This is a genomic window from Pseudoalteromonas sp. APC 3691, from assembly GCF_030408135.1.
Classification (GTDB): domain Bacteria; phylum Pseudomonadota; class Gammaproteobacteria; order Enterobacterales; family Alteromonadaceae; genus Pseudoalteromonas.
In genome coordinates this window covers 23134-49071 of record NZ_JASDCB010000006.1, presented here as the reverse complement: position 1 = coordinate 49071, position 25938 = coordinate 23134, and the positions used below count along the sequence as shown (strand labels likewise).

Below are 25938 nucleotides of genomic sequence, written 5' to 3'. Positions count from 1 at the left end.
TAAGTTTGCGCTGCGAACTTAGGGTTGTCAAAACTCTGACTCACACAAATTAAAGTTAACCTATTGTATTTTAGTGATTAATTATTTGGCATGCTTTGTGCTTTATTACTTATAAGAGTTCACTGCGTGTCAGAGATAAATTATGAAAATTCAAAACAGTGCTGTATTTCAAGAAATGCAATCAATGGCTTTAGAAGCCGGCCGTAATAATCAAACTAATAAACTGCCAACTCAGGTGCAGTCTACTTCTACAGCACAATTTGGCGACATGCTAAGTGATGCACTAAATACAGTGCACGGTCTACAGCAAGATGCAGGTCAAAAAGTAAAAGCGGTTGAAATGGGTGATCGAAGTGTATCTCTTGCTGAGGCGATGATTGCTTCTCAAAAATCGTCAGTTGCTTTTGAGGCTACAGTACAGGTTCGTAATAAACTTGTTGAAGCTTATAAAGAAATCATGAACATGCCTGTTTAATTAGGTAGTGGAGAATTATTGTGGCGCAATCTAACCAATCTACAGACCTAGCACTTGCTGGCGGCGGTATCGACCAAAGTGGTGGTGATGATCAACAAGAACAAAAGTCAGGCTACTTAAGTGCTTTAAGTGGTGTTGATGTATTGCGCCAAGTAACACTGGTAATAGCATTAGCGATTTGTTTGGCTATCGCGATTTTCATTATTATTTGGGCTCGTCAGCCAGATATGCGGCCGTTAGGCAAAATGCAAACTGAAGAGCTTATTCAAACATTAGACTTTTTAGATGCACAAAAAATTGAATATCAACTCGATGGCAATGTTGTATCGGTTGATGAAAGTGAATACCAAAACATTAAGCTACTAATGACCCGTGAAGGGTTAGAGCAAGGTCCAGCATCAGGCTCTGACATTATTATGCAAGATATGGGCTTTGGTGTAAGCCAACGCTTGGAGCGTGAGCGCCTAAAACATGGTCGTGAACAGCAATTAGCACGCACAATTGAAGAGCTTAACAACATTACTCGCGCCAAAGTATTATTAGCTATTCCTAAAGAAAACGTATTTGCCCGCAGAGAGAAAAAACCATCAGCTACCGTTGTATTAACACTTAAACGTGGGCGCTCACTTGACCGTGAAGAAGTAGACTCTGTTGTCGATATGATTGCCTCAGCAGTACAAGGCTTAGAGCCTGCACGTGTTACAGTTACCGATCAAAATGGTCGATTATTAAATTCAGGTTCGCAAAGCTCACTAGCAGCACGCTCTCGTAAAGAATACGATTTAGAGCGTAAGCGCGAACAAGAGTACCTTGAAAAAATAGACAGTATTTTAATACCGGTTGTTGGGCTTGCAAACTATACAGCTCAAGTTGATTTGAGTATGGATTTCAGCTCGATTGAGGAAACTCAAAAGCGTTATAACCCAGACCTACCAGCGGTTAGAAGCGAAACCACATTTGAAGAAAATAACATTGGCGGCCTAGCTGTTGGTATTCCAGGTGCGCTTACAAATCAGCCACCGCTAAATTCAAATATTCCTGAGGTTGCTGGGCAAGGTGGTGCAGGCACTGCTACGTCTCCAACACGCAGCCACAAAGAAGCTACACGTAATTATGAACTCGATACAACCATTTCGCACAAGCGCCAACAAAGTGGTGTTATACGCAGAATAAGCGTATCAGTTGCTGTTGACTATATTCCTAAAGTGGGAGAAAACGGCGAAACAACCATGGCTCCACGCTCGGTTGAAGCATTGTCAAATATTCGTCGCTTACTACAAGGCGGTGTGGGCTTTGATATGCAACGTGGTGATGCACTTGAAGTAGTTACCGTGCCGTTTGTACGTGAAGCAACAAATTTAGCAATAGAAGTGCCACTGTGGGAGCAAGACTGGTTTATGAAAATAGCCCGCCTTGTACTAGGCGCCTTAGTTATCATTGTATTGATAATGGCTGTAGTAAAACCAATGCTTAAACGCTTAATTTACCCAGACGATACACTAGAAGAATACGACGAAGATGCACTAAGCTCAGGCGTAGATATTGGCGACAACACGCTTGATATGCTAAATAAAGACTTTGATTCTGCTTCGGTTGGTTTCTCAAGTGATGGTACACTGCAGTTACCAGATTTACATGGCGACGAAGATTTACTTAAAGCAATCCGTGCCCTTGTAGCTAACGAACCAGAACTATCATCACAAGTAGTGAAAGCGTGGTTAACAGAAGATGACTGATCAAGAACAAAAACAACTCCCGCCAGCCTTTGATGTAGATAAGCTTGATGGGGTAGATAAAGCCGCTATATTACTTTTGAGTTTATCAGAAGAAGATGCCGCGCAAATCCTTAAACACTTAGAGCCTAAGCAGGTGCAAAAAGTGGGTATGGCGATGGCTGGGCTACAGGACTTATCACAAGCTAAAATAAGCGCTGTACACAACTTATTTATAGAGCAAATTCAAAGCTTTAGTACCATTGGTTTTCAGTCAGAAGACTTCATTAAAAAAGCGCTTACAGCAGCACTTGGTGAAGACAAAGCCGCTAGCCTTATTGACCAAATTGTTATGGGCTCAGGCGCTAAAGGCTTGGATTCATTAAAATGGATGGACTCTAAGCAAGTCGCTAGTATTATTCGCAATGAGCATCCGCAAATTCAAACCATTGTATTATCATATTTAGAGCCAGAACAGTCAGCTGAAATTATTTCTCAGTTTCCTGAAAAAGTACGCTTAGATTTAACCATGCGGATTGCAAACCTTGAAGAGGTTCAGCCAGCAGCACTACAAGAACTAAACGAAATAATGGAAAAACAATTTGCCGGCCAAGCAGGTGCACAAGCTGCTAAAATGGGTGGTTTGAAGGCTGCAGCAGATATTTTAAATTACCTAGATACCAATGTAGAAGGGCAGTTAATGGACTCTATTCGTGAGCATGACGAAGAGATGTCGCAGCAAATTCAAGACTTAATGTTTGTGTTTGAAAACTTAATGGATGTTGAAGACCGTGGTATTCAAGCAATCCTGCGAGAAGTACAACAAGACGTATTAATGAAAGCAATTAAAGGCACCGACGATGCCCTTAAAGATAAAATACTGGGCAATATGTCTAAGCGTGCAGCCGAAATGCTTGCTGATGATTTAGAAGCTATGGCACCTGTCCGTATAAGTGAAGTAGAAGCGGCGCAAAAAGAGATTTTATCAACAGCGCGTCGTTTATCTGACTCAGGTGAAATTCAGCTGGGCGGCGGCGGTGGCGAGGAGTTCTTGTAAGCCATGAGCAAACTCAAAGGGCGCACACTTCGGGCTGATGAAGCAGATGAATTATTAAAAAACTGGGCTATTCCAGATGTAGCACCAGATGAGAGCAGCTTTGGCAATCGCTCTACGGCTTACGGCACACCGCTTAGTGATCTGTATAAAAAAGAATTAGCTGAAGAAATGCCAATTGATGAGCCACAAGAACCAGAATTGCCTGCGCTTACTATGGTTGAGCTTGAACGCATTAGGCAAGACGCCTACGAAGAAGGCCTCAAGCAAGGTCATGAGCAAGGCTACATAGACGGCTTTGAAAAAGGCGTTGGCGAAGGTAAAGAAGCAGGTTACAAAGAAGGGTTAGAGCAAGGTAAAACACAAGGCCTTGAAGATGTAAAACCATTAATTGAAGAGCAGTTAACAAGTTTAAAAGCCATTTTAGAGGGGCTAACTGCACCGCTAGATAAAGTGGACGAACAAGCTGAGAAGCAATTAGTACAACTTGCTAGCATGTTAGCGGAAGCTGTTATTTATCAAGAAGTAAAAACATCGCCAGATGCGATTTTACATACGTTAAAGCAAAGTATTGATTCACTTAATGCGGAGCAAGAAAAAGTACGAATCCATTTAAACCCCGAAGACTTAGAACTCATAAAAGAGAGCTATGGCGAACAAACCATTATTGATAATAACTGGCAATTAATGGCAGAACCCACTCTTGAACGCGGTGGCTGTGAAGTTAAAACAGCGCAATCGTCACTCGACATGACCCTTAAAACACGTGTCAAAGAAACGTTGGATAGTTTTTTGCATAATAGTGGTATCTAACTATTTTATTGGCGTGTTATGTCAACTCAACGTGCTCATTTAAGCGAACGCTTATCTCAATATCAACAACATATTAAAACTCCAGCGCCTGCTGTGGCAGGTATTTTAACGCGTGTTGTTGGCCTTACCCTTGAGGCTAGAGGTTTACGTGCACCCGTTGGTAGCCAATGTAAAATAGAAACTATGAACGGCTTTGTAGACGCCGAAATAGTCGGTTTTAACGATCAAATTTTGTACTTAATGCCTAACGACCACATCTCTGGTGTATTACCTGGTGCGCGTGTTATTCCTCAAGTAAATAATTTAGGTTTACCTGTAGGGATGAGTTTATTAGGCCGCGTGGTGGATGGTTTAGGGCGACCGCTAGATGGCCTTGGTAAAATTAATGCTGAGCATCATTTAAAGTTTGCTCAAAATACTATAAACCCGCTTTCAAGAAGACCAATCACTAAGCCTATGGATGTAGGTGTGCGTGCTATTAACTCGGTTATCACAGTAGGGCAAGGCCAGCGTATGGGCTTGTTTGCAGGCTCTGGTGTGGGTAAATCAGTACTTCTCGGTATGATGACCCGAGGTAGCGAAGCTGATGTAATTGTTGTTGGCTTAGTGGGGGAGCGTGGTCGCGAAGTAAAAGAATTTATTGAAGAAATACTCGGTGTAGAGGGGCGCAAACGTTCAGTTGTTGTCGCAGCGCCCGCTGATTCATCACCGCTTATGCGTTTAAAAGGCTGTGAGAGCGCCGTAACTATTGCAGAGTATTTTAGAGATCAGGGTTTAAACGTATTATTGTTACTCGATTCGGTAACGCGTTATGCAATGGCGCAACGTGAAATTGCACTTGCTGTAGGCGAGCCGCCTGCTACAAAGGGTTATCCGCCTTCGGTGTTTGCTAAATTACCTGCGCTGGTGGAACGTGCTGGTAATGGCGGTGAAGGGCAAGGTTCAATTACCGCCTTTTTTACGGTGTTGAGTGAAGGCGATGATATGCAAGACCCTATTGCTGATGCAGCGCGAGCTATATTAGATGGCCACATTGTACTATCGCGTGATTTAGCTGACAGTGGGCACTATCCCGCTATAGATATTGAAAAGTCGATTTCGCGTGTTATGCCTCAAGTTGTTTCTGAGCCGCATATGCAACAAGCCCGAGTGCTTAAACAAGTGTATTCAATGTACCAACAAAACAAAGACATGATTACGTTAGGCGCTTATCAAAAAGGGACCGATCAAATGCTCGACCAAGCTATAAATATGATGCCAAGAGTGAATGCATTTTTACAACAAGGTATGCGAGATGTCATTAGTTACGATGATGGTCTGCAAGGTCTTGCTCAGTTACTAGGACAAGCATAATGGCTAAAAACAAACTCGATTTATTGCTCAAAATTGAAAATGATAAAGAAGAAAATTTGCGCATGAGTTACTTACAAGCTAATCAAAACTTGCAATCGAATCAACAAAAGCTACAAGGTTTAAACAATTTTAGACTGGAATACTCTCAGCAGTTACACCTAAAAGGTAAGTCGGGTTTATCTAGTGCAGGGTTTGGTCAGTACCATGCTTTTATAGCTAAAATTGAAGAGGCAATTCGCCAACAAGCAAGTACCGTAAATACCGCTAAGCAAGTTGTTACTCAACGTAAAATTCTATGGCTTAAGCAGCAAATTAAAGCTAAAGCAGTTGCCAAATTAATCGAAAATCAAAAACTCAAAGCAAATGCGTTAATGGCAAAAAATGAGCAAAAAATGTTAGATGAATTTTCGGCTAATCAGTTTTTTCAACGTCGTAAAGCTTTGTAATTCAGGCACGTTAATTGCTTTGTTACTTAGTGGAATTCAACTTTTGGCGGTATGCGGTGGCATATTGCCGTAATGGTATTAGGTGATTTATGGCGATGAATAACATTTCGTTTTTAGTTTCTTCTGAAAAAGATTCACTGTTAGCTTTTAAAGACAATAGCTTAGCTAATGGCGAAGGAAATTTAGGCGAGGAATTTTTAAGCCAGCTAAACGAAGCGCATAACTCTATGGGGCCTTTGCTTAAAGGCAATATAAATCCCGATGCCGAAAATTCGATTGCTATTCCAAAGCATAAACAGCCAGAAAAAAATGAAAATCTGAGCGTAAAGCTAGATGAAATAGCAACGGGCGAAGTTACTTTTGTGTCTGTTGAGATGCTTGATCAAATTAATTCAGCACAAGCAATGAGCACCTCGGTCAATAAGCCGTTCGATACAACTAACAGTTTAGAATCAGAAAATGCAGAGCTAGAAGCTACACAGGTAGAGAATACCGAAATAGAAAACACAGAAATAGAAAATACAGAATTAAAAAGCACACCAGGAATTGCATCTGCTAATACAAGCAGTGAAGTATCGACTGAAGTATCGACTGAAGAAGCGAGTGTAGTGCAAAATCCGATTGCCACTAGTGTAGACTCTAAAGCGGCTAAATTAACTGATTCAAAAAGCGATAACTTAAGCTCACTACCTTTAAATTCGTTACCATTAAATGAAGGCAAAAATCATAAAAGTGGTGTTGCCGAAGGTATTGAACAGCCATTAAATCCTATAAATAAAAAGCCTGATGACAGTATTGGCCCTATAGTTAATGATGCTAAATTAGTTTCAATGGATTTAAAGGAGCAATTAGCTCAAGGCAAACCCGTTGATAAAAGCTCAAAAAATATAGTGTTGCCAATACCAGTGCCTACGCCAGCAACTCCACAAACATCTGAAAGTGAAAAAAGTGCTGCAATAGATACTTTAATGACTAAGGATACGAGCTTAATTAAAGCTAATAACGTCATTGCTAGTTTAACGCCTGAGCAGCGCTCGCAACTTAATGCGCAAATTAAGACATTAGACAATACCGACTCGACTAATAGCTCGACTACTAATCGCACTGCCAACCTTAAACAAATGCTTGCGCAATTTATTACTGATAATGAAGAAGCACAGGGTAGCGTAGCTAAACAGTCTTTTAGTTCTGAGATTGATACGCTTAATATCACTGAAAAACAAAGCTTGTTAACACAATTAAACGCTTATATTAAAGCTGAACAGCCAAAAGGCGAGCAGCTGTCAGTGCTTAAGCAAACAGTTAATGAGTTAAAGGCTTCAATTGAAATAGGTTTGGCCGATACAGCAAAATCAGATTCAAAAATGTTTGTAGCGCCAGTTACTCAGAGCGCTGTAAATGACTCGCAAAAAGTCAGCTCAAAAATATCGACAAGTGAAAATGTTGAACCAAGTAAGGCTGCCACAGCTTCTATAAAGGATGAAAACGCCACAAAGTCATCTGAGTTGATGCAAAAAGATGGCCTTAAAAAAATAACTGCAGAACAAACACCTGCACGCGTAGCACAAGTATTTACGCAAATTACAGCTGCTTTAAATACTCAGCAAATGAGCACATTAAGCCAATACGACTCACTAAGTTACGAGCAGAGCTTACTTGATACCCAAATACAAACTCAACAATTACAAAGCACGTCACAGGTTAAGCAAGTAAGTATTGATCCTGGCGTAATGCAGGCAATTAATATTGTTAAAAGTGATGCAGCTAAATTATTGCAAGAGCGCGTCAGCTCAATGCTGAGCATTAATAATAAAGAAGCAGAAATTCGACTCGATCCTCCCGAAATGGGCAGTATGCAAATACGTATTCGTAGCGATGCAGAACAAGCACATATAAACTTTGTAGTACAAAACCAGCAAGCCAAAGAAGCACTTGAACAATCAATGCCGCGCTTACGTGAAATGTTAGCGCAACAGGGATTAGAGCTTGGTGAAAGCACTATTTCTTATGGGCAATCTGATGGTGAAACTGCTGATCAAAGTGAGAGTGGAACTCAAGGTAATTTGGCTAATAATAAGTCAGTTAATGATGAAAACGACGAGCAAGCAAATAACACTGCACAAAGTTCTCGACAACAAACTTCATCATCAATAGATTACTATGCCTAAGTACTGCTATTATAATAGTTAAAACAAGCAAGTACCTTTGCAATTAAAGGAATCATGATGGCTGAAGAAGCAAGTTTAGAAATTGAAGAAACCGGTAAAAGTAAAAAGAAACTAATAATAATTATAGTGGCTGTACTACTTATAATAGGTGGTGCTGCAGGTTACTTTTTTATGTTGGGCTCGGATGCGTCAGTCGAAACCTTAGGTGAAGAAGCGGGAATCTCTGTAGATCTGTCAACTGGATTTGGTGATTCAGCTGAAATAGGCAGTGCTTTATATGTTTCTATGCCACGCCCATTTGTATTTAACGTACCTGGCTCAAGTCGCGACAGAATTGTGCAAATTAAAGTACAGTTACTAGTACGTGGTGAAGTAAATGAAGAAACAGCTAAAAAACACATTCCATTAATAGAAGGTACTCTATTAAGTGTGTTTTCTACTACAACAGCCGATGAGTTAAGTACGAGTACGGGTAAAGAAACACTTCGTTTTTCTGCACTTGAAAAAGTCCAGGAAGCTTTAATTGATGTTGAAGGCAGCAAAGTTATTGAGCGGGTATTGTTTACCGGCTTTGTGATGCAATAAGGGGTTAGCGTGAGCGATTTATTATCCCAAGACGAAATTGATGCGCTATTACATGGCGTTGATGACGTTGAAGAGGAAGATATACACGACGGTGAAGATGGCGGAGGAAGTACGCTTCAGTACGATTTTTCTTCGCAAGATCGGATCGTGCGTGGTCGTATGCCGACACTGGAAATTGTTAATGAACGCTTTGCTCGTCATATGCGAATTAGCCTATTTAACATGATGCGCCGCACCGCAGAGGTGTCTATTAACGGCGTGCAAATGATTAAATTTGGTGAGTATATCCATACTCTATTTGTTCCAACCAGCTTAAATATGGTGCGTTTTAGACCGCTTAAAGGTACCGGCCTTATTACCATGGAAGCACGACTTGTGTTTATTTTGGTAGATAACTTTTTTGGTGGTGACGGGCGTTATCATGCAAAAATTGAAGGTCGAGAATTTACGCCTACAGAACGTCGTATTGTGCAAATGCTCCTTAAAATAATCTTTGAAGATTATAAAGAAGCATGGGCTCCGGTTATGGATGTATCGTTTGAATATCTCGATTCAGAAGTAAACCCCGCTATGGCGAATATTGTAAGTCCAACAGAGGTTGTGGTTATTAGCTCTTTTCATATTGAGCTTGATGGCGGTGGTGGCGATTTTCATATTGCACTTCCGTATTCGATGCTTGAGCCAATCCGAGAGCTTTTAGATGCGGGTGTTCAGTCTGATACTGAAGATACTGATTTACGTTGGAGCAAAGCACTTCGCGATGAAATAATGGATGTTGAGGTTGATATGTCGACTCAGTTACTTGAAGTTGATTTGACCTTAAAGCAAATTATGGAATTAAAAGCAGGTGATATTATTCCGGTTGAAATGCCTGAGCATATAACCGTGTTTGTTGAAGAACTACCTACATTTAGAGCCAAGATGGGCCGCTCTCGCGATAATGTTGCGCTTCAAATTAGTGAAAAAATTAAACGACCTGATTCAGTTAAATCTGAGCTGCATGTATTTACCAAAGGCGGCAAGAAAATTGACTCAGATGCAGAATTAGCAGAACTAGAAGATGATTTACACCTCTCTGACGGTGTAGACTTAGACTGGTAATTGATTAAAAGGTTAAAAGTATGAGCGATGATCAAGATACAATGGACGAATGGGCAGCAGCATTAGCAGAAGCCGAAGGTCCAGATGATAGTAGCGAAGCACATGTTGCAGAGCTTGATGAGTTAAGTGATTCAAAACACGAAATGAGTGGCGATGAAAAACGAAAACTCGACACTATTTTAGATATCCCCGTTACTATTTCAATGGAAGTAGGGCGCTCTAAAATTAATATTCGTAACTTACTGCAACTCAACCAAGGCTCTGTTGTTGAGCTTGACCGTGTTGCGGGCGAGCCGCTAGACGTACTAGTTAATGGTACTTTGATAGCTCATGGCGAAGTAGTTGTAGTAAACGACAAGTTTGGTATTCGCTTAACTGACGTGATCAGCCAAGTAGAGCGGATCAAAAAACTACGATGAGCTTATTAGTTGCTTTAACTAGTTCCGTTTTTTCAAAAGCAGATGTGGCAACACCAACTGGAGATATACTCTCTATGGTGCTGTCGCTTGTAATGGTGCTAGTACTAATTATTGTGCTGGCATTTTTTGTTAAAAAGCTTAATCCAAATTTAGCAAACAGCGATGAATTTAAAGTAGTCAGAAGCCTGCCTTTGGGTTCTCGTGAGCGTTTAATGGTTGTTGAGATAGATAATGCTCAGCATTTGCTTGGTGTAACTCCTCATAGTATTAATTATTTACACAAGTTAGAAACCCCATTAAGTGAAAAAGAACTGCCTGAACTCGCTAAACGATTTGGTAAACTTTTAAACCCACAATCAAACCAAAATAAAAAGAATTAAACCTATGACAAAGTGGCTGCTTATTATTTTTGCCATGGTGTTTGTACCAAGTGTAAGCGCAGAGGGAATTGATGCGCTTACTATTACAACAAACGCTGATGGCACACAAGATTACTCAGTAACGTTACAAGTTTTAGCAATTATGACGGCGCTGAGTTTTATACCGGCTGCCATAATTATGATGACCTCATTTACACGAATTATTGTTGTACTCGCTATTTTGCGCCAAGCAATTGGTTTACAGCAAACACCGTCAAACCAAGTGTTATTAGGCATGTCACTTTTTTTAAGTATTTTTATAATGGCGCCTATTTATCAGCAGGTAAACGAGCGAGCTATAGAGCCTTACTTAAATGAGCAGGTTACATCAGTAGAGGCTTTAGAGCTTGCTAAAGAGCCAATGAAAGCATTTATGCTTTCTCAAGTGCGTCTCAAAGACTTAGAAACGTTTGCTAAAATTGCCGGTTACGATCAGCTAAATTCGCCACAAGATACGCCATTAATAGTGTTAATACCGGCCTTTGTAACCAGCGAACTGCAAACGGCATTTATAATTGGGTTTATGTTTTTTATCCCATTTTTAATTGTTGATTTAGTGGTCGCTTCGGTATTAATGGCGATGGGTATGATGATGCTTTCCCCCATGATAGTGTCCTTACCGTTTAAAATTATGCTGTTTGTACTTGTTGATGGTTGGAGCTTAGTGATGGGGACTCTAGCTAAAAGCTTTGGTTTAGGGACTTAGTATGCAAAGCATTAACATGACCCAACGATAGGAGTACAACATGGAACCGGAAATTTTTGTTGATATTCTAAGTGACGCGCTGTTTTTAGTTATTAAATTGGTGTCTGCAATTGTAGTCCCAGGCCTAATTATTGGTTTAGTGGTTGCTGTATTTCAGGCGGCAACATCAATCAATGAACAAACGTTGAGCTTTTTACCTCGTTTATTAATTACCATTAGTGCGCTAATTGTAGGTGGGCACTGGCTTACTCAAGAACTGATGGATTTTTTTACTCGCCTAGTATTACTTATTCCTGAAATTGCAGGTTAAACGTGGAATACCCCTTTTCAGTTGTTATTCAATGGTTGAGCGATTTTTTGCTGCCCCTGGTACGCATTAGCTCAATGATTATGATTATGGCTGGTTTAGGTGCTAAAAATGTCCCTACGCGCATAAAAATGGGGTTATCAGTTGTTGTAACTTTTCTTGTCGTTCCTGTTCTGCCGCCCGCTACATTCACTAATTTATTTTCGTTTGAGATGATTTTAGTCGTTATTCAACAAATGCTGATTGGTGTTGCTATTGGTTTTGCATCTATACTCTTATTAAATACTTTTGTGTTAGCAGGGCAAATACTTGCGATGCAAACCGGTTTAGGTTTTGCTTCGGTTATTGACCCCTCTAATGGCGCAAGCGTCCCAGCGGTTGGCCAGTTTTTCCTTATTTTGGCCACCTTGCTATTTTTTGCTTTTAACGGTCATTTAATGATGATTCAAATGGTGGTGCATAGCTTTCAAGTGCTACCCATTGATGGCACATGGTGGTCTGTAGATCATTACTGGGACATAGTGACTTGGGGCGGCTGGATGTTTACTACAGCACTGGTACTCTCACTTGCACCGCTTACCGCAATGCTCGTTATTAATATGTCGTTTGGGATTATGACGCGTGCAGCGCCGCAATTAAATATTTTCTCTATTGGTTTTCCGTTTACCTTAGTAGCGGGACTTATTATTATTTGGGCGACACTAGGTAACTTTGTTACTCAGTTTGAGTTTCAATGGTTAAAAATGGTTGAGCTAATGTGTACTTTAGTTGGTTGCTCACCTTAGGAGAAAGTCATGTCTGAAGACTCAGGACAAGAAAAAACAGAAGAACCGACATCCAAAAAGCTTGAAGAATCTAAAAAGAAAGGCCAAATAGCACGCTCAAAAGAGTTAGGTACCATGTTTGTACTTATTTTTTCGGCTATATCGCTTTTGATGTATGGTCCTGAAATTGGTAAAGGTTTATACAATGTAATGGGCCGAACCCTTAGCTTAAACCGCAACGAAGCCTTTGATACCACTAAAATGTTTGCCGTGTGGGGAGAGGTTGCAGACGCGTTGATGTTTCCTATGGCTATGTTTGTGTTAATTATCGTTTTGGCTGCATTTATTGGTAATACGTTACTCGGTGGTTTTAACTTTAGCTGGGAAGCTGCTGCACCTAAAGCAAGTAAAATGTCGCCAATGAAAGGCTTTAAGCGGATGTTTGGCCCACAAGCGGCTATTGAGCTTGTAAAGTCACTTTTAAAATTTGGTTTAGTAGCAAGTTTTGCAGTGTTTTTAATTAATACTTATTTTGATGAAATACTGCATTTAAGTTTAGAAAGTGCGCCGGGTAATATTATTCATGCCTTAGAGATTTTAGGGTGGATGTTTTTAGGCCTTTCGTGCACTTTAATTGTTATTGCCGCCATTGATGCACCATTTCAAAGTTACAACCATAACAAACAACTTAAAATGACAATGCAAGAAATTAAAGATGAGTATAAAAACTCTGAAGGTGACCCACAAATAAAAGCGCGCATTAGGCAAACACAAAGGCAAATGTCGCAAAACCGCATGATGCAAGATGTTCCTGACGCTGATGTTATTGTTACCAACCCAACTCACTACTCTGTAGCATTAAAATACGACACGGAGCGCGCAGGTGCTCCTATAGTGCTTGCTAAAGGCATTGATGAAATGGCGATGCAAATTCGAAAAGTAGCAATAGGGAATGAAGTACCTATATTAGAATCCCCCATGTTGACCCGAGCGCTTTATCATACGGCTGAAGTAGGGGAGCAAATACCCGATCAGCTATTTACCGCAGTAGCGCAAGTTTTAGCGTATGTATTTCAGCTTAAGCGCTTTAATAAAGGGCGCGGTAAACGTCCAACTAAGCTCAATAAAAAGCTGCCAATCCCCGATGCCTACAAGTATTAAACCGTTAACTGAGTAACTTGGAATAGTTATTGCAAATTCTACGTAGTGTCAATTTTTTGAAATTGTAGAATTATGAGTTTTAAAGCGGTATTACAACAACTTAACAGAGATAAAAAAGACTATGCCAAAGGGGTAGGTACACCTTTGCTTGTGCTTGCTGCCTTGGGAATGGTGATTTTACCACTACCGCCATTTTTACTCGATATCCTTTTCTCGTTTAATATTGCTCTAGCATTAGTGGTTTTACTTGTAACTGTTTACACGATGAAGCCAGTTGAATTTGGTATTTTTCCCTCTGTATTACTAATCGCTACAATTATGCGCTTAGCACTTAACGTTGCCAGTACTCGAGTTGTATTACTTGAAGGCCATAATGGTGGTGACTCTGCCGGTAAAGTAATTGAAGCGTTTGGCTCAGTTGTTATTGGTGGTAACTACGCTGTTGGTTTGGTTGTATTTTTAATCCTGATCATTATTAACTTTGTAGTAATTACTAAAGGTGCTGGTCGTATTTCTGAGGTATCTGCGCGTTTCACCCTTGATGCAATGCCGGGTAAACAAATGGCCATTGACGCTGATTTGAACGCAGGCTTTATCAGCGCAGAACAAGCGCGTGACCGCCGCGAGGAAGTAACTCGCGAAGCTGATTTTTACGGCTCAATGGATGGTGCGAGTAAATTTGTAAAAGGTGATGCGATTGCAGGTATTGTTATACTAATCATCAATATTGTTGGTGGTTTATTTGTCGGTATGATCCAGCACAATTTGAGTTTTGGCAATGCAATGGAAGTATATACATTACTTACCATTGGCGATGGCTTAGTTGCTCAACTCCCTTCTTTACTGCTTTCAATTGGTACCGCGATTGTTGTAACACGCCAAAATGAGTCGCTCAATATGGGGGACCAATTTAAGAAACAACTAGGCAACGAAAAGTCACTCTTTATTGCATCTGGTATTTTGATCATCATGGGCTTAGTGCCTGGTATGCCGCATATTGCTTTTTTAAGTTTAGGTGCGTTACTCGGTTACTTAGCTTACTACACACAGCAAAGTAAATTAAAAGCTGCTGCGACAGAAGCTGAAGAGGCCGCTAATGGCGGAAGCGTTGCAACGGGTGTTGCTAATAAACAAGAACAAAAAGAACTAGGCTGGGATGACGTTCAGCAGGTTGATGTAATTGGCTTAGAAGTCGGTTATAGATTAATTCCGTTAGTGGACCAATCACAAGGTGGTGAGCTACTTAATCGTATTAAGGGGGTGCGTAAAAAGCTTTCTCAAGAGCTTGGTTTTTTAGTGCCGCCGGTACATATACGCGACAACTTAGAGCTTGACCCTAACGCTTACAGAATAACACTAATGGGGGTTTCAACCGGTGAAAGCGAGCTTAAGCATGGCGACGAACTAGCGATTAACCCAGGACAAGTATTTGGTCCAATTAAAGGGGTTGAAACAAAAGATCCTGCGTTTGGCCTTGATGCAGTATGGATAAAACCAGATCAAAAAGATGAAGCACAATCACTAGGTTATACCGTTGTAGATTCAGCCACGGTAGTTGCCACTCATATTAGCCAGTTATTAACTAACAGTGCAGCGTTATTACTAGGGCATGAAGAAGTTCAAAACCTACTTGATATGCTTGCTAAAAGCCATCCTCGCTTAGTGGAAGGACTAGTACCTGATGTATTGCCATTAACTGTTATTGTAAAAGTACTACAAAATTTATTAAATGAAGGCGTGGCTATTCGCGATATGCGCTCAATTGTTCAAACCCTTGTTGAGTATGGCCCACGTAGTCAAGACCCTGATGTATTAACGGCTGCAGTGCGTATTTCACTGCGTAGATTAATTGTTCAAGATGCGGTGGGAATGTCATCAGAAATCCCTGTCATAACCTTGGCGCCTGAGTTGGAACAGATGTTGCATCAGTCATTACAAAATGCAGGCGATGAAGGTGCCGGTATTGAGCCAGGACTTGCAGAGCGACTTCAAGTGTCATTGACACAAGCGCATCAAAATCAAGAAATGGCCGGCGAACCTTCTATATTGCTAACGTCAGGAATGTTACGCACTGTGTTATCTCGTTTTGTTAAGTACACCATTCCAGGATTGAGAGTGATGTCTTATCAAGAGGTACCAGACGAAAGACAGATCAAAATTGTAAGCTCGGTAGGCCAACAATAAGATTTTAACAGGGGTTGAATCATGAAAATTAAACGTTTTTTTGCTAAAGATATGCGCACAGCACTTAAAGAAGTTAAAGATGAGTTAGGTGTTGATGCGGTTATTATGTCAAATAAGAAGCTGGCTAACGGTGTAGAAATTGTAGCGGCAGTTGATTATGACAAAGCAGCCCCTAAAGTAGCAGCGCAACCACAACGTAATGCTGAGCCTCGTGCTCAAGCGCCACAGCAAAGCATGCATAACTTTGTAAGACCAGAGCCACAGCGTGCTAAGCCTGAGCCACAAGCAAAGGTTGCTGACAGCTTACAAGCATTACTAGAGCGACAATCACCGCGTCCTCGCTCCCCTGAACTTGCTTCTATGTTTTCACAATCGGGTATTGATACTACTGATAACTATCAAGAACCTAATATGGGGCAGCGTACTAAAAATATGTTTGCTCCTGAAGCTTCTGCGCCAGTTCGTCCACAAACTCAAGCGGATAGCTTAGGTTTTGATGATTTAGACCGCGACTTTGATGATTTAGATAGCCCAGTAACCACTCGCCAACAAGCACCTAATAATGAAAGCGAAGAAATGACAACAATGCGTGAAGAAATGAACGCAATTCGTCAATTACTTGAGCACCAAGTATCAGGCTTGATGCAGCAAGATATGGCGCGTCGCGATCCAACACGCGCTTGTATGGTTGACCGTTTAGTCGGTATGGGTATCGATAAAGAAGTAGCACAGCAAATGGCATGTTTTGTACCTGATGATGTGTCTCGTCAACAAGGCTGGAAAGCATTGCTAACAATGGTTGAAGATCAAATGCAAACAACCAATAACGAAATACTTCGCCAAGGTGGTGTATATGCGTTAGTGGGTCCAACAGGTGTGGGCAAAACCACGACAGTTGCTAAGCTTGCAGCTCTAGGTGCACAAAAGTATGGCGCCGATAAAGTTGCCTTAATAACCACTGATACGTACAGAATTGGTGCTTATGAGCAGCTTGCAACTTACGGTCGTATTATTGGTTGTGGTGTAAAACAAGTTAAAGATGCTAATGAGTTAGCTGAAGTTTTATATCATTTACGAAATAAACGTCTAGTGTTAATTGATACGGCAGGTATGAGCCAGCGAGATTTACGCTTAACTGAGCAGTTAAATACGTTAATGCGCAACCAGCGTGTGGATATTCGAAACTACCTAGTACTCAGTGCCACAGCGCAAATTAATGTACTACAAGAAACTGTACGCCACTTTAAAAAAGTACAGTTAAGTGGTTGTATTTTTACCAAGTTGGATGAATCATTAAGTTTGGGTGAGATTATTAGTATTGCGATTCAAAATCGCCTTCCAATAGGGTATCTTACTAATGGACAACGAGTACCAGAAGATATTCGTGTTGCAAATGCTGAAAAACTAGTGAAAAAGGCTGAGCAATTATATTTAAAAAGAACAAAAGCACAACATTCAAGGCATCAAGCAGTGGCGCCAAGTACAGTAGGGATGTATGATTAACACAGTATTAGATCAAGCAAGCGGCCTGCGCAAAATGAGTCAAAACAATAACAACGGCGTTAAAGTTATCGCTGTAACCGGTGGTAAAGGTGGGGTGGGGAAAACAAATGTTTCTCTAAATACTGCTATAGCACTAGGGCAGCAAGGTAATAGAGTACTAGTACTGGATGCTGACTTAGGTTTGGCAAATTGTGATGTGATGCTTGGTTTACGTGTAGAGCGTAATTTGTCACACGTTTTGTCTGGTGAATGTGAGCTTGACGAAATTTTAGTTGAAGGTCCTGCTGGTATTAAAATTGTACCCGCTACATCGGGTTCGCAAAGTATGGTTGAGTTATCACCATCGGAGCATGCTGGACTAATTCGTGCGTTTAGCGAATTGAATACCGAATTCGATATTTTAATTGTAGATACAGCCGCTGGTATTTCAGACATGGTGCTAAGCTTCTCACGAGCAGCACAAGATGTAATGGTTGTAGTGTGCGATGAACCAACATCAATAACCGATGCTTACGCACTTATTAAAGTATTAAGCCGCGAGCATGGTGTTTATAAGTTCAAAATTGTTGCAAATATGGTCCGCAGTATGCGTGAAGGTACTGAATTGTTTGCAAAACTATCTAAAGTTACCGATCGCTTTTTAGATGTGTCAATGGAGCTAGTAGCAACGGTTCCTTATGACGAAAATATGCGCAAAGCAACGCGTCGTCAAAAAGTAATAGTAGAGCTCTTTCCAAATTCGCCAGCCGCTCTTGCGTTTAAAACGCTGGCAACAAAAGCAGTTAAATGGCCAATACCCAACCAACCATCTGGGCATTTAGAGTTTTTCATTGAGAAACTAGTAAACGGTTAATTATGACAACACTGGTGAATAGAGCTATGGGATATCAATCAACACAAAATTTAAATGTGATTGTTGAGAAGCATGCATCACTTGTTAAAAAAGTGGCATGTCATCTAATTGCTCGATTACCACCTAGCGTTCAACTTGATGATTTAATTCAATCAGGAATGATAGGCTTAATAGAAGCTTCGAAAAACTTTGATGCAACAAAAGGCGCAAGCTTTGAAACTTTTGCAGGTATTCGTATTCGCGGTGCTATGCTTGATGAAATGCGCCGTGGTGATTGGGCTCCTCGTTCAGTTCACCGTAAAAACAGGCAAGTTGCAGAAGCAATTACTGAGCTCGAAAGTAGTCTGAACCGCGAACCAACGGACATAGAAGTTGCTGAAAAACTTGAAATTTCGCTCAATGAGTACCATCATATTTTAAATGATGCGAATACGAGTAAAATATTAGGCATTGAAGACCTTGGTGTAGATGAGGATGTTATTACTCCTGTAGGCCAAGATTTAGCACAAGATAAACCTTTTAATAATGTTAAAAATGATAGGTTTAATGAGTCTTTGCTAAGTGCAATTAAGTCATTACCAGAGCGTGATGCAATGGTGCTTTCTTTGTACTACAACGATGAAATGAATTTAAAAGAAATAGGACATATACTCGATGTAAGTGAATCGCGTGTAAGTCAGATACATGGTCAGGCGATGATTAAGCTTAAAGCTAAAATCAATGACTGGATAAATTAGTAGTAAGTAAACAAAGGTTAATACCTCACTGGGGGATGTTTTGGATAAAAACATGAAAATTCTTGTAGTTGATGATTTTTCAACGATGAGACGCATTATAAAAAACCTGTTACGTGACTTAGGTTTCACTAACGTTCAAGAAGCTGATGATGGGTCTACAGCTTTGCCTATGTTGCAAAATCAAGTGTTTGATTTTGTAGTTACGGATTGGAATATGCCTGGAATGCAGGGTATTGATCTTTTAAGAGCAATACGTGCAGACGAGAAGTTAAAACATATCCCTGTATTAATGGTAACGGCAGAAGCTAAAAAAGAACAAATAATAGCTGCGGCGCAAGCTGGCGTGAATGGTTATATTGTTAAGCCATTTACGGCTGGAACATTAAAAACTAAATTAGAAAAAGTATTTGAACGCTTAGGCTAATGATGGGGGAGAGGCTTATGCCAGCACCAGCTGCGCCTCAAATAACGTTAGAACAAGCTCGTCAGCTCGTTGTTTTTTTAGAAAATGATGAGCAAGACAAAGCAAATCAGTTGATTTTAGAGGCTGCTTCTAAAGAGCAATCTGAATTATTTGCTGAAGTTGGAAAGTTGACTCGTCAACTGCACGAAGCTCTTAAAAGTTTTGAGCTTGATACTCGCTTAACTGATATAACGACAGATGCGATTCCAGATGCTAAAAAGCGGCTTAATTATGTTATAGAAATGACAGAAAATGCGGCTAATAAAACAATGGATGCAGTGGAAGCGAGTCTTCCTATAGCCCAACAGTTAGCGGACGAAATATCTCATATCAAACCGACATGGGATCGTTTAATGAGCCGCGAGATTGAGCTTGGTGAGTTTAAGCAACTTTGCCATAGCATCGATAAGTTTATGAACAACTCTCATCATAAGACTGATGAGCTTCAAAACTTAATGACAAATGTATTAATGGCTCAAGACTATCAAGACTTAACAGGTCAAGTTATTCGCCGTGTTATTGAACTTGTTAGGGAAGTAGAAGAAAGTTTACTGCATCTTTTAACTGCGTTTGCTGAACAAGACGACAGTAACAGCACCGCGAATAAAGTAGAACAACAAAAAATAAAAGAACCAGTTGCCACACAAACTTTAGCAGGTCCTGAAGGCCCTATTATTGATAAAGAATCGCGTAATGATGTTGTATCTGATCAAGATGAAGTTGATGATCTTTTATCAAGTTTGGGCTTCTAAGAGGAGAGTAACTGCATGTTTGAAGTCGATGAAGATATTTTACAAGACTTTCTTGTAGAGGCTGGAGAAATCCTAGAGCTTTTATCTGAACAGTTAGTTGAGCTGGAAAATAATCCAGAAGATACCGAGTTACTAAACGCTATATTTAGAGGTTTTCACACTGTAAAAGGTGGTGCAGGCTTTTTAGCTATGACAGAGCTTGTTGATGCTTGTCACGGTGCTGAAAACGTATTTGATTTACTACGTCAAGGCGTGCGAACAGTCAACTCAGAGTTAATGGATGTTATTTTACAAGCACTAGACACCATTAATGAGATGTTTGCGACTATCCAAAACAGAGACAAGCCTGAACCTGCAGATCCTGAATTACTTCATACTCTTCATATCTTAGGTCTACCTCCAACAGAAGCCGAAGCCAATGAAGCCTCTTCACAAACAGAGGTTGAACAACCTCATAATGAAGTGGTGGATACACCGGTAGCTGATGATGAAGATCCGTTTGCATTTGATGAACTATTTAGCGGAGCGCCTTCGGTTAGCGATGCTGAAATAGATGAAATCACTGAAGACGAATTTGAAAGCTTACTTGATGAGCTACACGGTAAAGGACAAGGTCCTGCAGTTGAAAAACCAGTAGCAAGTAGTAGTAGTGATTTTAATGGTGATATTACTGATGATGAATTTGACAGCTTATTAGATGAGTTACATGGTGTTGGCAGTTTTGGTGAAGTTACTAGCAAACCTGAACAAAATGATGCCAATAAAACACCTGTAGAACCAGCTACACCAGCGGCAAATACAGTTAATTCATCAGATGATGAAATTAGTGATGACGAATTTGAAGCGCTTCTTGATGAACTTCATGGTAAAGGTACTGCTCCTAAATCGATAGAAAGTGCGCCAGCTGCAAAACAACCTGAACCTGTTTCACCGCCAGCTAAACAAGTGAGTGAACCAGTAAAAAAAGCTGCGCCAGCTAAAGCTCCTACTCCAAAACCAGTTGAAAAAGCGCCAGAGAAGCCAGCAGCTAAAGCACCACCAGCAGCAGCTCCAAAAAAATCAGCGCCACCAGCTGCAGAAACCACCGTTCGCGTAGATACAAAACGACTCGATCAAATTATGAATATGGTTGGTGAGTTAGTTCTTGTACGAAATCGTTTGGTTAGTTTAGCGACTAACTCAGACAGTGAAGCGATGGGTAAAGCAATCTCTAACTTAGATGTAGTGACTGCGGATATTCAAGGTGCGGTTATGCAAACGCGAATGCAACCAATTAAGAAAGTATTTGGTCGCTTCCCTCGCGTTGTACGCGACTTAGCACGTAGCTTAAATAAAGATATTGATTTAAAGCTTATTGGTGAAGAAACCGATCTAGATAAAAACTTAGTTGAAGCACTTGCAGATCCACTTGTGCATTTAGTTAGAAACTCAGTTGACCATGGTATTGAAATGCCCGCTGTCCGTGAAGCTGCAGGTAAGTCTAGAACAGGTAATGTTACTTTATCAGCGTCTCAAGAGGGCGACCATATTTTGCTAACCATCAAAGATGATGGTGCAGGTATGGATGCTGAAAAACTGAAAAAAATTGCAATTAGTAAAGGCGTACTCGATCATGACCAAGCGAGTCGACTTTCTGACACCGAAGCATATAACCTGATTTTTGCACCTGGCTTTTCTACAAAAGAAGAAATATCTGATATTTCAGGCCGTGGTGTAGGAATGGACGTAGTTAAAACTAAGATCACGCAACTTAATGGCTCAGTAAGCATTCAGTCTGAACTTGGTGTCGGTACTATTTTAGAAATAAAAGTACCACTTACCTTGGCTATATTACCGACATTAATGGTCATTGTTGGCGCACAAACATTTGCGTTACCACTGGCTGGTGTTAGTGAGATATTCAATTTGGATTTAACGAAGACGAATGTAGTTGATGGGCAATTAACAATTATTGTGCGTAAAAAGGCGATACCGTTATTTTACCTTGAGCATTGGTTAGTAAAAGGCTCAGATCGTTCTCAGCGAAAATCTAAAGGTCACGTCGTTATTGTACAAATTGGTACGCAACAAATAGGCTTTGTTGTTGACTCATTGATTGGCCAAGAAGAAGTAGTGATTAAGCCGCTCGATGCGTTACTTCAAGGAACGCCAGGTATGGCAGGGGCTACAATAACTTCGGATGGTGGCATTGCACTGATTTTAGACGTTCCAAACATGTTAAAACATTACGCAGGCTAATAATAAAGTAGGTATATATTTAATATATACCTACGCATAAATTTAATAAGAGAGCTAAATGGCCGTTAAAGTTTTAGTTGTTGATGATTCAAGCTTTTTTCGCCGTAGAGTAAGCGAAATCCTTGAGCAAGATAGCGATATACAAGTTATAGGCTTTGCTGTTAATGGCAGAGAGGCTGTTGAGAAAGCAGCTCAATTGCGTCCTGACATGATCACCATGGATGTCGAAATGCCTGTGCTTGATGGTATTAGCGCAGTTAAAGAGATAATGGCGAGTAACCCAACTCCTATCTTAATGTTTTCATCACTTACACGTGATGGTGCAACAGCAACGTTTGATGCGTTAGATGCTGGCGCAATGGATTTTTTACCGAAAAAATTTGAAGATATTGCGCGCAATAATGAAGATGCAATTAAGCTTTTGCAAAGTAAAGTAAAAGATATAGGGCGAAGACGTTTACCGCGAACATTTAGAGCGGCAACACCAGTTAAACCAGCCATTTCAACTAAACCAACAAGTTCACTTTCGCAAAGAGCAAGCACATCAACAACTCAAACCAAGCAGCCTGGTAGAAGCTTTCAAAGAGCTGCGCCTGCTGCATCGACAAGTTCAAATGTTACCTCAATGCGAGCAAGTGGAAAACAATATCAACTTTTAGCTATTGGTACTTCTACAGGTGGTCCTGTTGCTTTGCAAACTATATTGACTCAATTGCCTGCTAATTTTCCTCACCCTATTTTACTTATACAGCACATGCCAGCTGCATTTACACCCGCGTTTGCAGCGCGCTTAAACGGTTTGTGCCAAATAAAAGTGAAAGAAGCACAACAAGGCGATCGTTTACAACCAGGAACTGCTTATTTAGCGCCTGGCGGACAGCAGATGATGGTAGAGGGGCGTGGAGCAAATAGAACGCTGCGCGTATTTGAAGATCATAGCGAGAGAATAAGTTATAAACCAAGCGTAGATGTAACGTTTGCTAGTGCAGCTAAAACGTATCAAGGCGATGTACTTGCTATTGTTTTAACAGGTATGGGCGCTGATGGTCGTGATGGTGCAAGAATGTTAAAACAAACGGGGGCAACTATTTGGGCACAGGATGAGAAAAGCTGTGTCGTTTATGGAATGCCCCAAGCCATTGCTAATGCGGGGCTTTCAAGTGAAAGCTTAGCATTGAGCGATGTTGCAGCGCGTATAATGAGAGAGGTAGGTTGTGGATAAACTCTCAATATTTGGACTATTGGTAGCACTTAGTGCAATAGGTCTAGGTTATTCTTTAGAAGGCGGTGTTGTTTCAGCTTTATTTAATGGCCCTGCGCTTATTATTGTACTAGGTGGCACGCTTGGCGCTGTTATGTTGCAAACCTCTGCTAGCACATTCAAAAAGATGCTAAATATGAGCTCGTGGGTTTTTGTTGCACCACAATACGATATTGAAGACGCAATAGAGCAAGTTAAACGATGGTCTCATAAAGCACGTCAAGAAGGTTACTTAGCGCTTGAGAATGAAGCCTTAGCTCACCCAGATGCGTATGCAGCAAAAGGTTTAAGCTTACTTGTCGATGGCTGCTCAGAGCAAAAACTACGTGACACGCTTGAAATTGATTTACTGCTAGAGCGTGATCGTTTGCTTGAAGCCGCGCGTGTTTATGAAGCAATGGGGGGTTACAGCCCTACCATTGGTATTTTAGGTGCGGTGCTTGGCTTAATACAGGCAATGTCGTTTATTACCGATCCACAAATGCTTGGCGCCGGCGTTGCAACGGCATTTATTGCGACCATTTATGGTGTTGGTTTAGCTAATTTATTGTTTTTACCTATGGCAAATAAGTTAAAACAGCGTGTAGAGCAAAAAATGCTTTACCATGAAATGCTTGCTGAAGGCGTTATTGCAATAAGCATAGGTGAAAGCCCAGTAAATATAGAATTAAAGCTTGAAGCCTATCGTGTAGAGCGCCCTAATTTAGTGGACGAATAACATGTTACGCCGACGACTTCGTCACTCTGCTGCTAAAAGTCAACATACCGAACGTTGGCTTGTATCGTATGCCGATTATATGACTATTATGTTTGCTTTTTTTGTGGTTCTGTATGCGATAGCGATTAATAAAGAAGAACAATTCCAAATATTGTCAGATTCCCTTGAACAGGTTTTTGATAAGTCAGCTCGCCAATACTCCCAGCAAGGTGAAGGTGTCAACGGTAATGGAATATTGACAGATAGAGTGACACCTGAACAAGAAGTTCTTTATGGCGAAAGTATATTAAAAGAAGAGCAAGGTCCTGAGCTACTCGACGGCCAAAGTGATACAAGCAACATCCAGCAAAAGTATTTAGGCAAACCTCTTGATAGTTTATTAATTAAATTACAGTCAGCGCTTATTGATGAAATCCGTGATGGAGAAGCCAGTTTAGAGCTGAACCAAGATTGGCTGATTATAGAGCTAAGCTCAGGTATGTTATTTTCAAGTGGTAGTTCAGTTGCACACTCTCGAGCAAAACAGGTCGTCAAGATTGTTAAAGATATTATTGCACCAGTAGATAACTATGTAAGAGTACGAGGTTATACTGATGATGAAAGTATTCGTAATGAAATATTTCGCTCAAATTGGGAACTGTCGGTAGCTAGAGCCACGTCAATTTTAGTAGAGCTGGAAGCATTAGGCATTAATTCAGCTAGAATGGCGATAGAAGGTTATGGCCAATATTCACCTTTTGTAAGTAACGATACAGAACAAGGGCGCGCAGAAAATCGTAAAGTTGTTATCGCACTTTCTAAGTATGGATTACCGCCAAAACAAGAGGTTAAAAGTGACGAGCAAACTGATGAGCCTGCAGTGGTTGAACCTGAAATTGAGCTTCCTTCAGATGACGATACAATAAAAATAATTCGTTTGCCTCATGGTGGTATTCGCATAACAACGCGCAATGAACAGTAATTAGGATGTAATGTGAAAATTTGGACTGTCGCTAATCAAAAAGGGGGGGTTGGTAAAACAACTACCGCAGTGAGTCTTGCCGGTATTTTGGCATTACAAGGCAAGCGTGTATTGCTTATAGATACAGACCCTCATGCGTCACTCACTTATTACTTTGGCATTGACTCCGAGGATTTAGAAGTCAGTGTGTACGATATTTTTGCGCGTGGAACAAGTATGCAAAGTGAAGAGATACTCCAAGCTTTGTGTCCATCAACACTCCAAAACCTGGATATTTTACCTGCAACTATGGCAATAGCTACGCTTGATCGAAGTATGGGTAATAAAACAGGGATGGGGTTAATACTAAAAAAAGCGCTTGCAAAAATTAGCGAACATTACGATTATGCCATTTTAGATTGCCCTCCAGTTTTAGGGGTGTTAATGGTCAATGCGCTTGCAGCAAGTGAGCGAATTTTAGTACCGGTGCAAACGGAGTTTTTAGCACTCAAAGGGCTTGATAGAATGATGCGTACTATGGATTTGATGCAATCCTCTCAAGCAAAAGATTATCAATATACTATAATTCCTACCATGTACGACAAACGTACCAAAGCATCGTTAGAGGCATACAAAACATTGCAAAGTACATATGGTGATAAAGTCTGGCCAGGTGTGATACCGGTGGATACCAAATTTAGAGATGCAAGCTTTGCACAAAAAGTACCTGTAGAGTATTGTCCTCGCTCACGCGGTGTATACGCATATAAAGCACTGCTAGAATATTTAATTGAACAAGGTTAATG

26 protein-coding genes are annotated in these 25938 nt (G+C 40.6%); all 26 read left to right on the top strand.

Annotated features, from left to right (window positions below):
- Positions 1 to 142 precede the first annotated feature (142 nt).
- The 26 genes from fliE to QL998_RS03265 all read left to right on the top strand — a co-directional run bounded on the left by fliE (position 143) and on the right by QL998_RS03265 (position 25936).
- The gene (gene fliE / locus QL998_RS03390) at positions 143 to 475 is read left to right on the top strand and encodes a flagellar hook-basal body complex protein FliE (protein ID WP_165742712.1); all 333 of its coding nucleotides are present in this window, start codon (positions 143 to 145) and stop codon (positions 473 to 475) included.
- 20 nt (positions 476 to 495) lie between these two features.
- A complete protein-coding gene (fliF, locus tag QL998_RS03385) occupies positions 496 to 2211 on the top strand; it encodes a flagellar basal-body MS-ring/collar protein FliF (RefSeq protein ID WP_024594884.1) in 1716 nt (571 codons plus the stop codon).
- Positions 2204 to 3244: a flagellar motor switch protein FliG gene (fliG, locus tag QL998_RS03380; RefSeq protein WP_165742711.1), complete on the top strand. Its 1041-nt coding sequence runs from the start codon at positions 2204 to 2206 to the stop codon at positions 3242 to 3244. Before fliF ends, fliG begins: the two co-directional genes overlap by 8 nt.
- Before the next feature lie 3 nt (positions 3245 to 3247).
- The gene (gene fliH, locus QL998_RS03375) at positions 3248 to 4054 is read left to right on the top strand and encodes a flagellar assembly protein FliH (RefSeq protein WP_165742710.1); all 807 of its coding nucleotides are present in this window, start codon (positions 3248 to 3250) and stop codon (positions 4052 to 4054) included.
- Positions 4055 to 4072: 18 nt separating this feature from the next.
- A complete protein-coding gene (gene fliI, locus QL998_RS03370; RefSeq protein ID WP_182196618.1) occupies positions 4073 to 5407 on the top strand; it encodes a flagellar protein export ATPase FliI in 1335 nt (444 codons plus the stop codon).
- Entirely contained in the window at positions 5407 to 5853 is a 447-nt protein-coding gene (gene fliJ, locus QL998_RS03365) for a flagellar export protein FliJ (RefSeq protein ID WP_182196621.1), read from the top strand. Before fliI ends, fliJ begins: the two co-directional genes overlap by 1 nt.
- Positions 5854 to 5942: 89 nt before the next feature.
- A complete protein-coding gene (locus QL998_RS03360) occupies positions 5943 to 8021 on the top strand; it encodes a flagellar hook-length control protein FliK (protein WP_290192150.1) in 2079 nt (692 codons plus the stop codon).
- 57 nt (positions 8022 to 8078) lie between these two features.
- Positions 8079 to 8606 carry a flagellar basal body-associated protein FliL gene (gene fliL, locus QL998_RS03355; protein WP_024606212.1) on the top strand — a complete coding sequence of 176 codons (528 nt, stop codon included), beginning with the start codon at positions 8079 to 8081 and terminating at the stop codon, positions 8604 to 8606.
- 9 nt (positions 8607 to 8615) lie between these two features.
- Positions 8616 to 9707, top strand: coding sequence for a flagellar motor switch protein FliM (gene fliM / locus QL998_RS03350; RefSeq protein ID WP_024606211.1), 1092 nt, complete (start codon positions 8616 to 8618; stop codon positions 9705 to 9707).
- Between the two features lie 20 nt (positions 9708 to 9727).
- Complete coding sequence (fliN, locus tag QL998_RS03345; protein WP_024599211.1) at positions 9728 to 10126, top strand: flagellar motor switch protein FliN; 399 nt, start codon at positions 9728 to 9730, stop codon at positions 10124 to 10126.
- On the top strand, positions 10123 to 10506 hold the full coding sequence (gene fliO / locus QL998_RS03340) for a flagellar biosynthetic protein FliO (protein WP_007377952.1): 384 nt from the start codon (positions 10123 to 10125) through the stop codon (positions 10504 to 10506). The genes fliN and fliO overlap by 4 nt, the downstream gene beginning before the upstream one ends.
- Before the next feature lie 4 nt (positions 10507 to 10510).
- A complete protein-coding gene (fliP, locus tag QL998_RS03335; protein WP_024606210.1) occupies positions 10511 to 11251 on the top strand; it encodes a flagellar type III secretion system pore protein FliP in 741 nt (246 codons plus the stop codon).
- 40 nt (positions 11252 to 11291) lie between these two features.
- Complete coding sequence (gene fliQ / locus QL998_RS03330) at positions 11292 to 11561, top strand: flagellar biosynthesis protein FliQ (RefSeq protein ID WP_002959325.1); 270 nt, start codon at positions 11292 to 11294, stop codon at positions 11559 to 11561.
- A gap of 2 nt (positions 11562 to 11563) precedes the next feature.
- Positions 11564 to 12343, top strand: coding sequence for a flagellar biosynthetic protein FliR (fliR, locus tag QL998_RS03325; RefSeq protein WP_024606209.1), 780 nt, complete (start codon positions 11564 to 11566; stop codon positions 12341 to 12343).
- 9 nt (positions 12344 to 12352) lie between these two features.
- Positions 12353 to 13483 (top strand): flagellar biosynthesis protein FlhB, encoded by a 1131-nt coding sequence (gene flhB, locus QL998_RS03320; RefSeq protein ID WP_024596365.1) that lies wholly within the window; start codon positions 12353 to 12355, stop codon positions 13481 to 13483.
- Positions 13484 to 13555: 72 nt separating this feature from the next.
- Positions 13556 to 15667, top strand: a complete 2112-nt coding sequence (gene flhA / locus QL998_RS03315; protein ID WP_165742707.1) for a flagellar biosynthesis protein FlhA — start codon at positions 13556 to 13558, stop codon at positions 15665 to 15667.
- Positions 15668 to 15688: 21 nt separating this feature from the next.
- Complete coding sequence (gene flhF, locus QL998_RS03310) at positions 15689 to 17170, top strand: flagellar biosynthesis protein FlhF (RefSeq protein WP_165742706.1); 1482 nt, start codon at positions 15689 to 15691, stop codon at positions 17168 to 17170.
- On the top strand, positions 17163 to 18023 hold the full coding sequence (locus QL998_RS03305; RefSeq protein WP_002959312.1) for a MinD/ParA family protein: 861 nt from the start codon (positions 17163 to 17165) through the stop codon (positions 18021 to 18023). Before flhF ends, QL998_RS03305 begins: the two co-directional genes overlap by 8 nt.
- A gap of 26 nt (positions 18024 to 18049) precedes the next feature.
- A complete protein-coding gene (locus QL998_RS03300; protein WP_002959310.1) occupies positions 18050 to 18760 on the top strand; it encodes an RNA polymerase sigma factor FliA in 711 nt (236 codons plus the stop codon).
- Between the two features lie 40 nt (positions 18761 to 18800).
- On the top strand, positions 18801 to 19184 hold the full coding sequence (gene cheY, locus QL998_RS03295) for a chemotaxis response regulator CheY (RefSeq protein ID WP_004588308.1): 384 nt from the start codon (positions 18801 to 18803) through the stop codon (positions 19182 to 19184).
- Between the two features lie 17 nt (positions 19185 to 19201).
- Positions 19202 to 19975 (top strand): protein phosphatase CheZ, encoded by a 774-nt coding sequence (locus tag QL998_RS03290; RefSeq protein ID WP_165742705.1) that lies wholly within the window; start codon positions 19202 to 19204, stop codon positions 19973 to 19975.
- A gap of 15 nt (positions 19976 to 19990) precedes the next feature.
- Positions 19991 to 22213 carry a chemotaxis protein CheA gene (locus tag QL998_RS03285; RefSeq protein WP_165742704.1) on the top strand — a complete coding sequence of 741 codons (2223 nt, stop codon included), beginning with the start codon at positions 19991 to 19993 and terminating at the stop codon, positions 22211 to 22213.
- A gap of 58 nt (positions 22214 to 22271) precedes the next feature.
- Positions 22272 to 23435, top strand: a complete 1164-nt coding sequence (locus QL998_RS03280; RefSeq protein ID WP_165742703.1) for a chemotaxis response regulator protein-glutamate methylesterase — start codon at positions 22272 to 22274, stop codon at positions 23433 to 23435.
- A complete protein-coding gene (locus QL998_RS03275) occupies positions 23428 to 24192 on the top strand; it encodes a flagellar motor protein (RefSeq protein WP_024606204.1) in 765 nt (254 codons plus the stop codon). Before QL998_RS03280 ends, QL998_RS03275 begins: the two co-directional genes overlap by 8 nt.
- A gap of 1 nt (position 24193) precedes the next feature.
- On the top strand, positions 24194 to 25153 hold the full coding sequence (locus QL998_RS03270) for a flagellar motor protein MotB (protein ID WP_165742702.1): 960 nt from the start codon (positions 24194 to 24196) through the stop codon (positions 25151 to 25153).
- 12 nt (positions 25154 to 25165) lie between these two features.
- Positions 25166 to 25936 (top strand): ParA family protein, encoded by a 771-nt coding sequence (locus QL998_RS03265; protein WP_002959298.1) that lies wholly within the window; start codon positions 25166 to 25168, stop codon positions 25934 to 25936.
- Positions 25937 to 25938 lie beyond the last annotated feature (2 nt).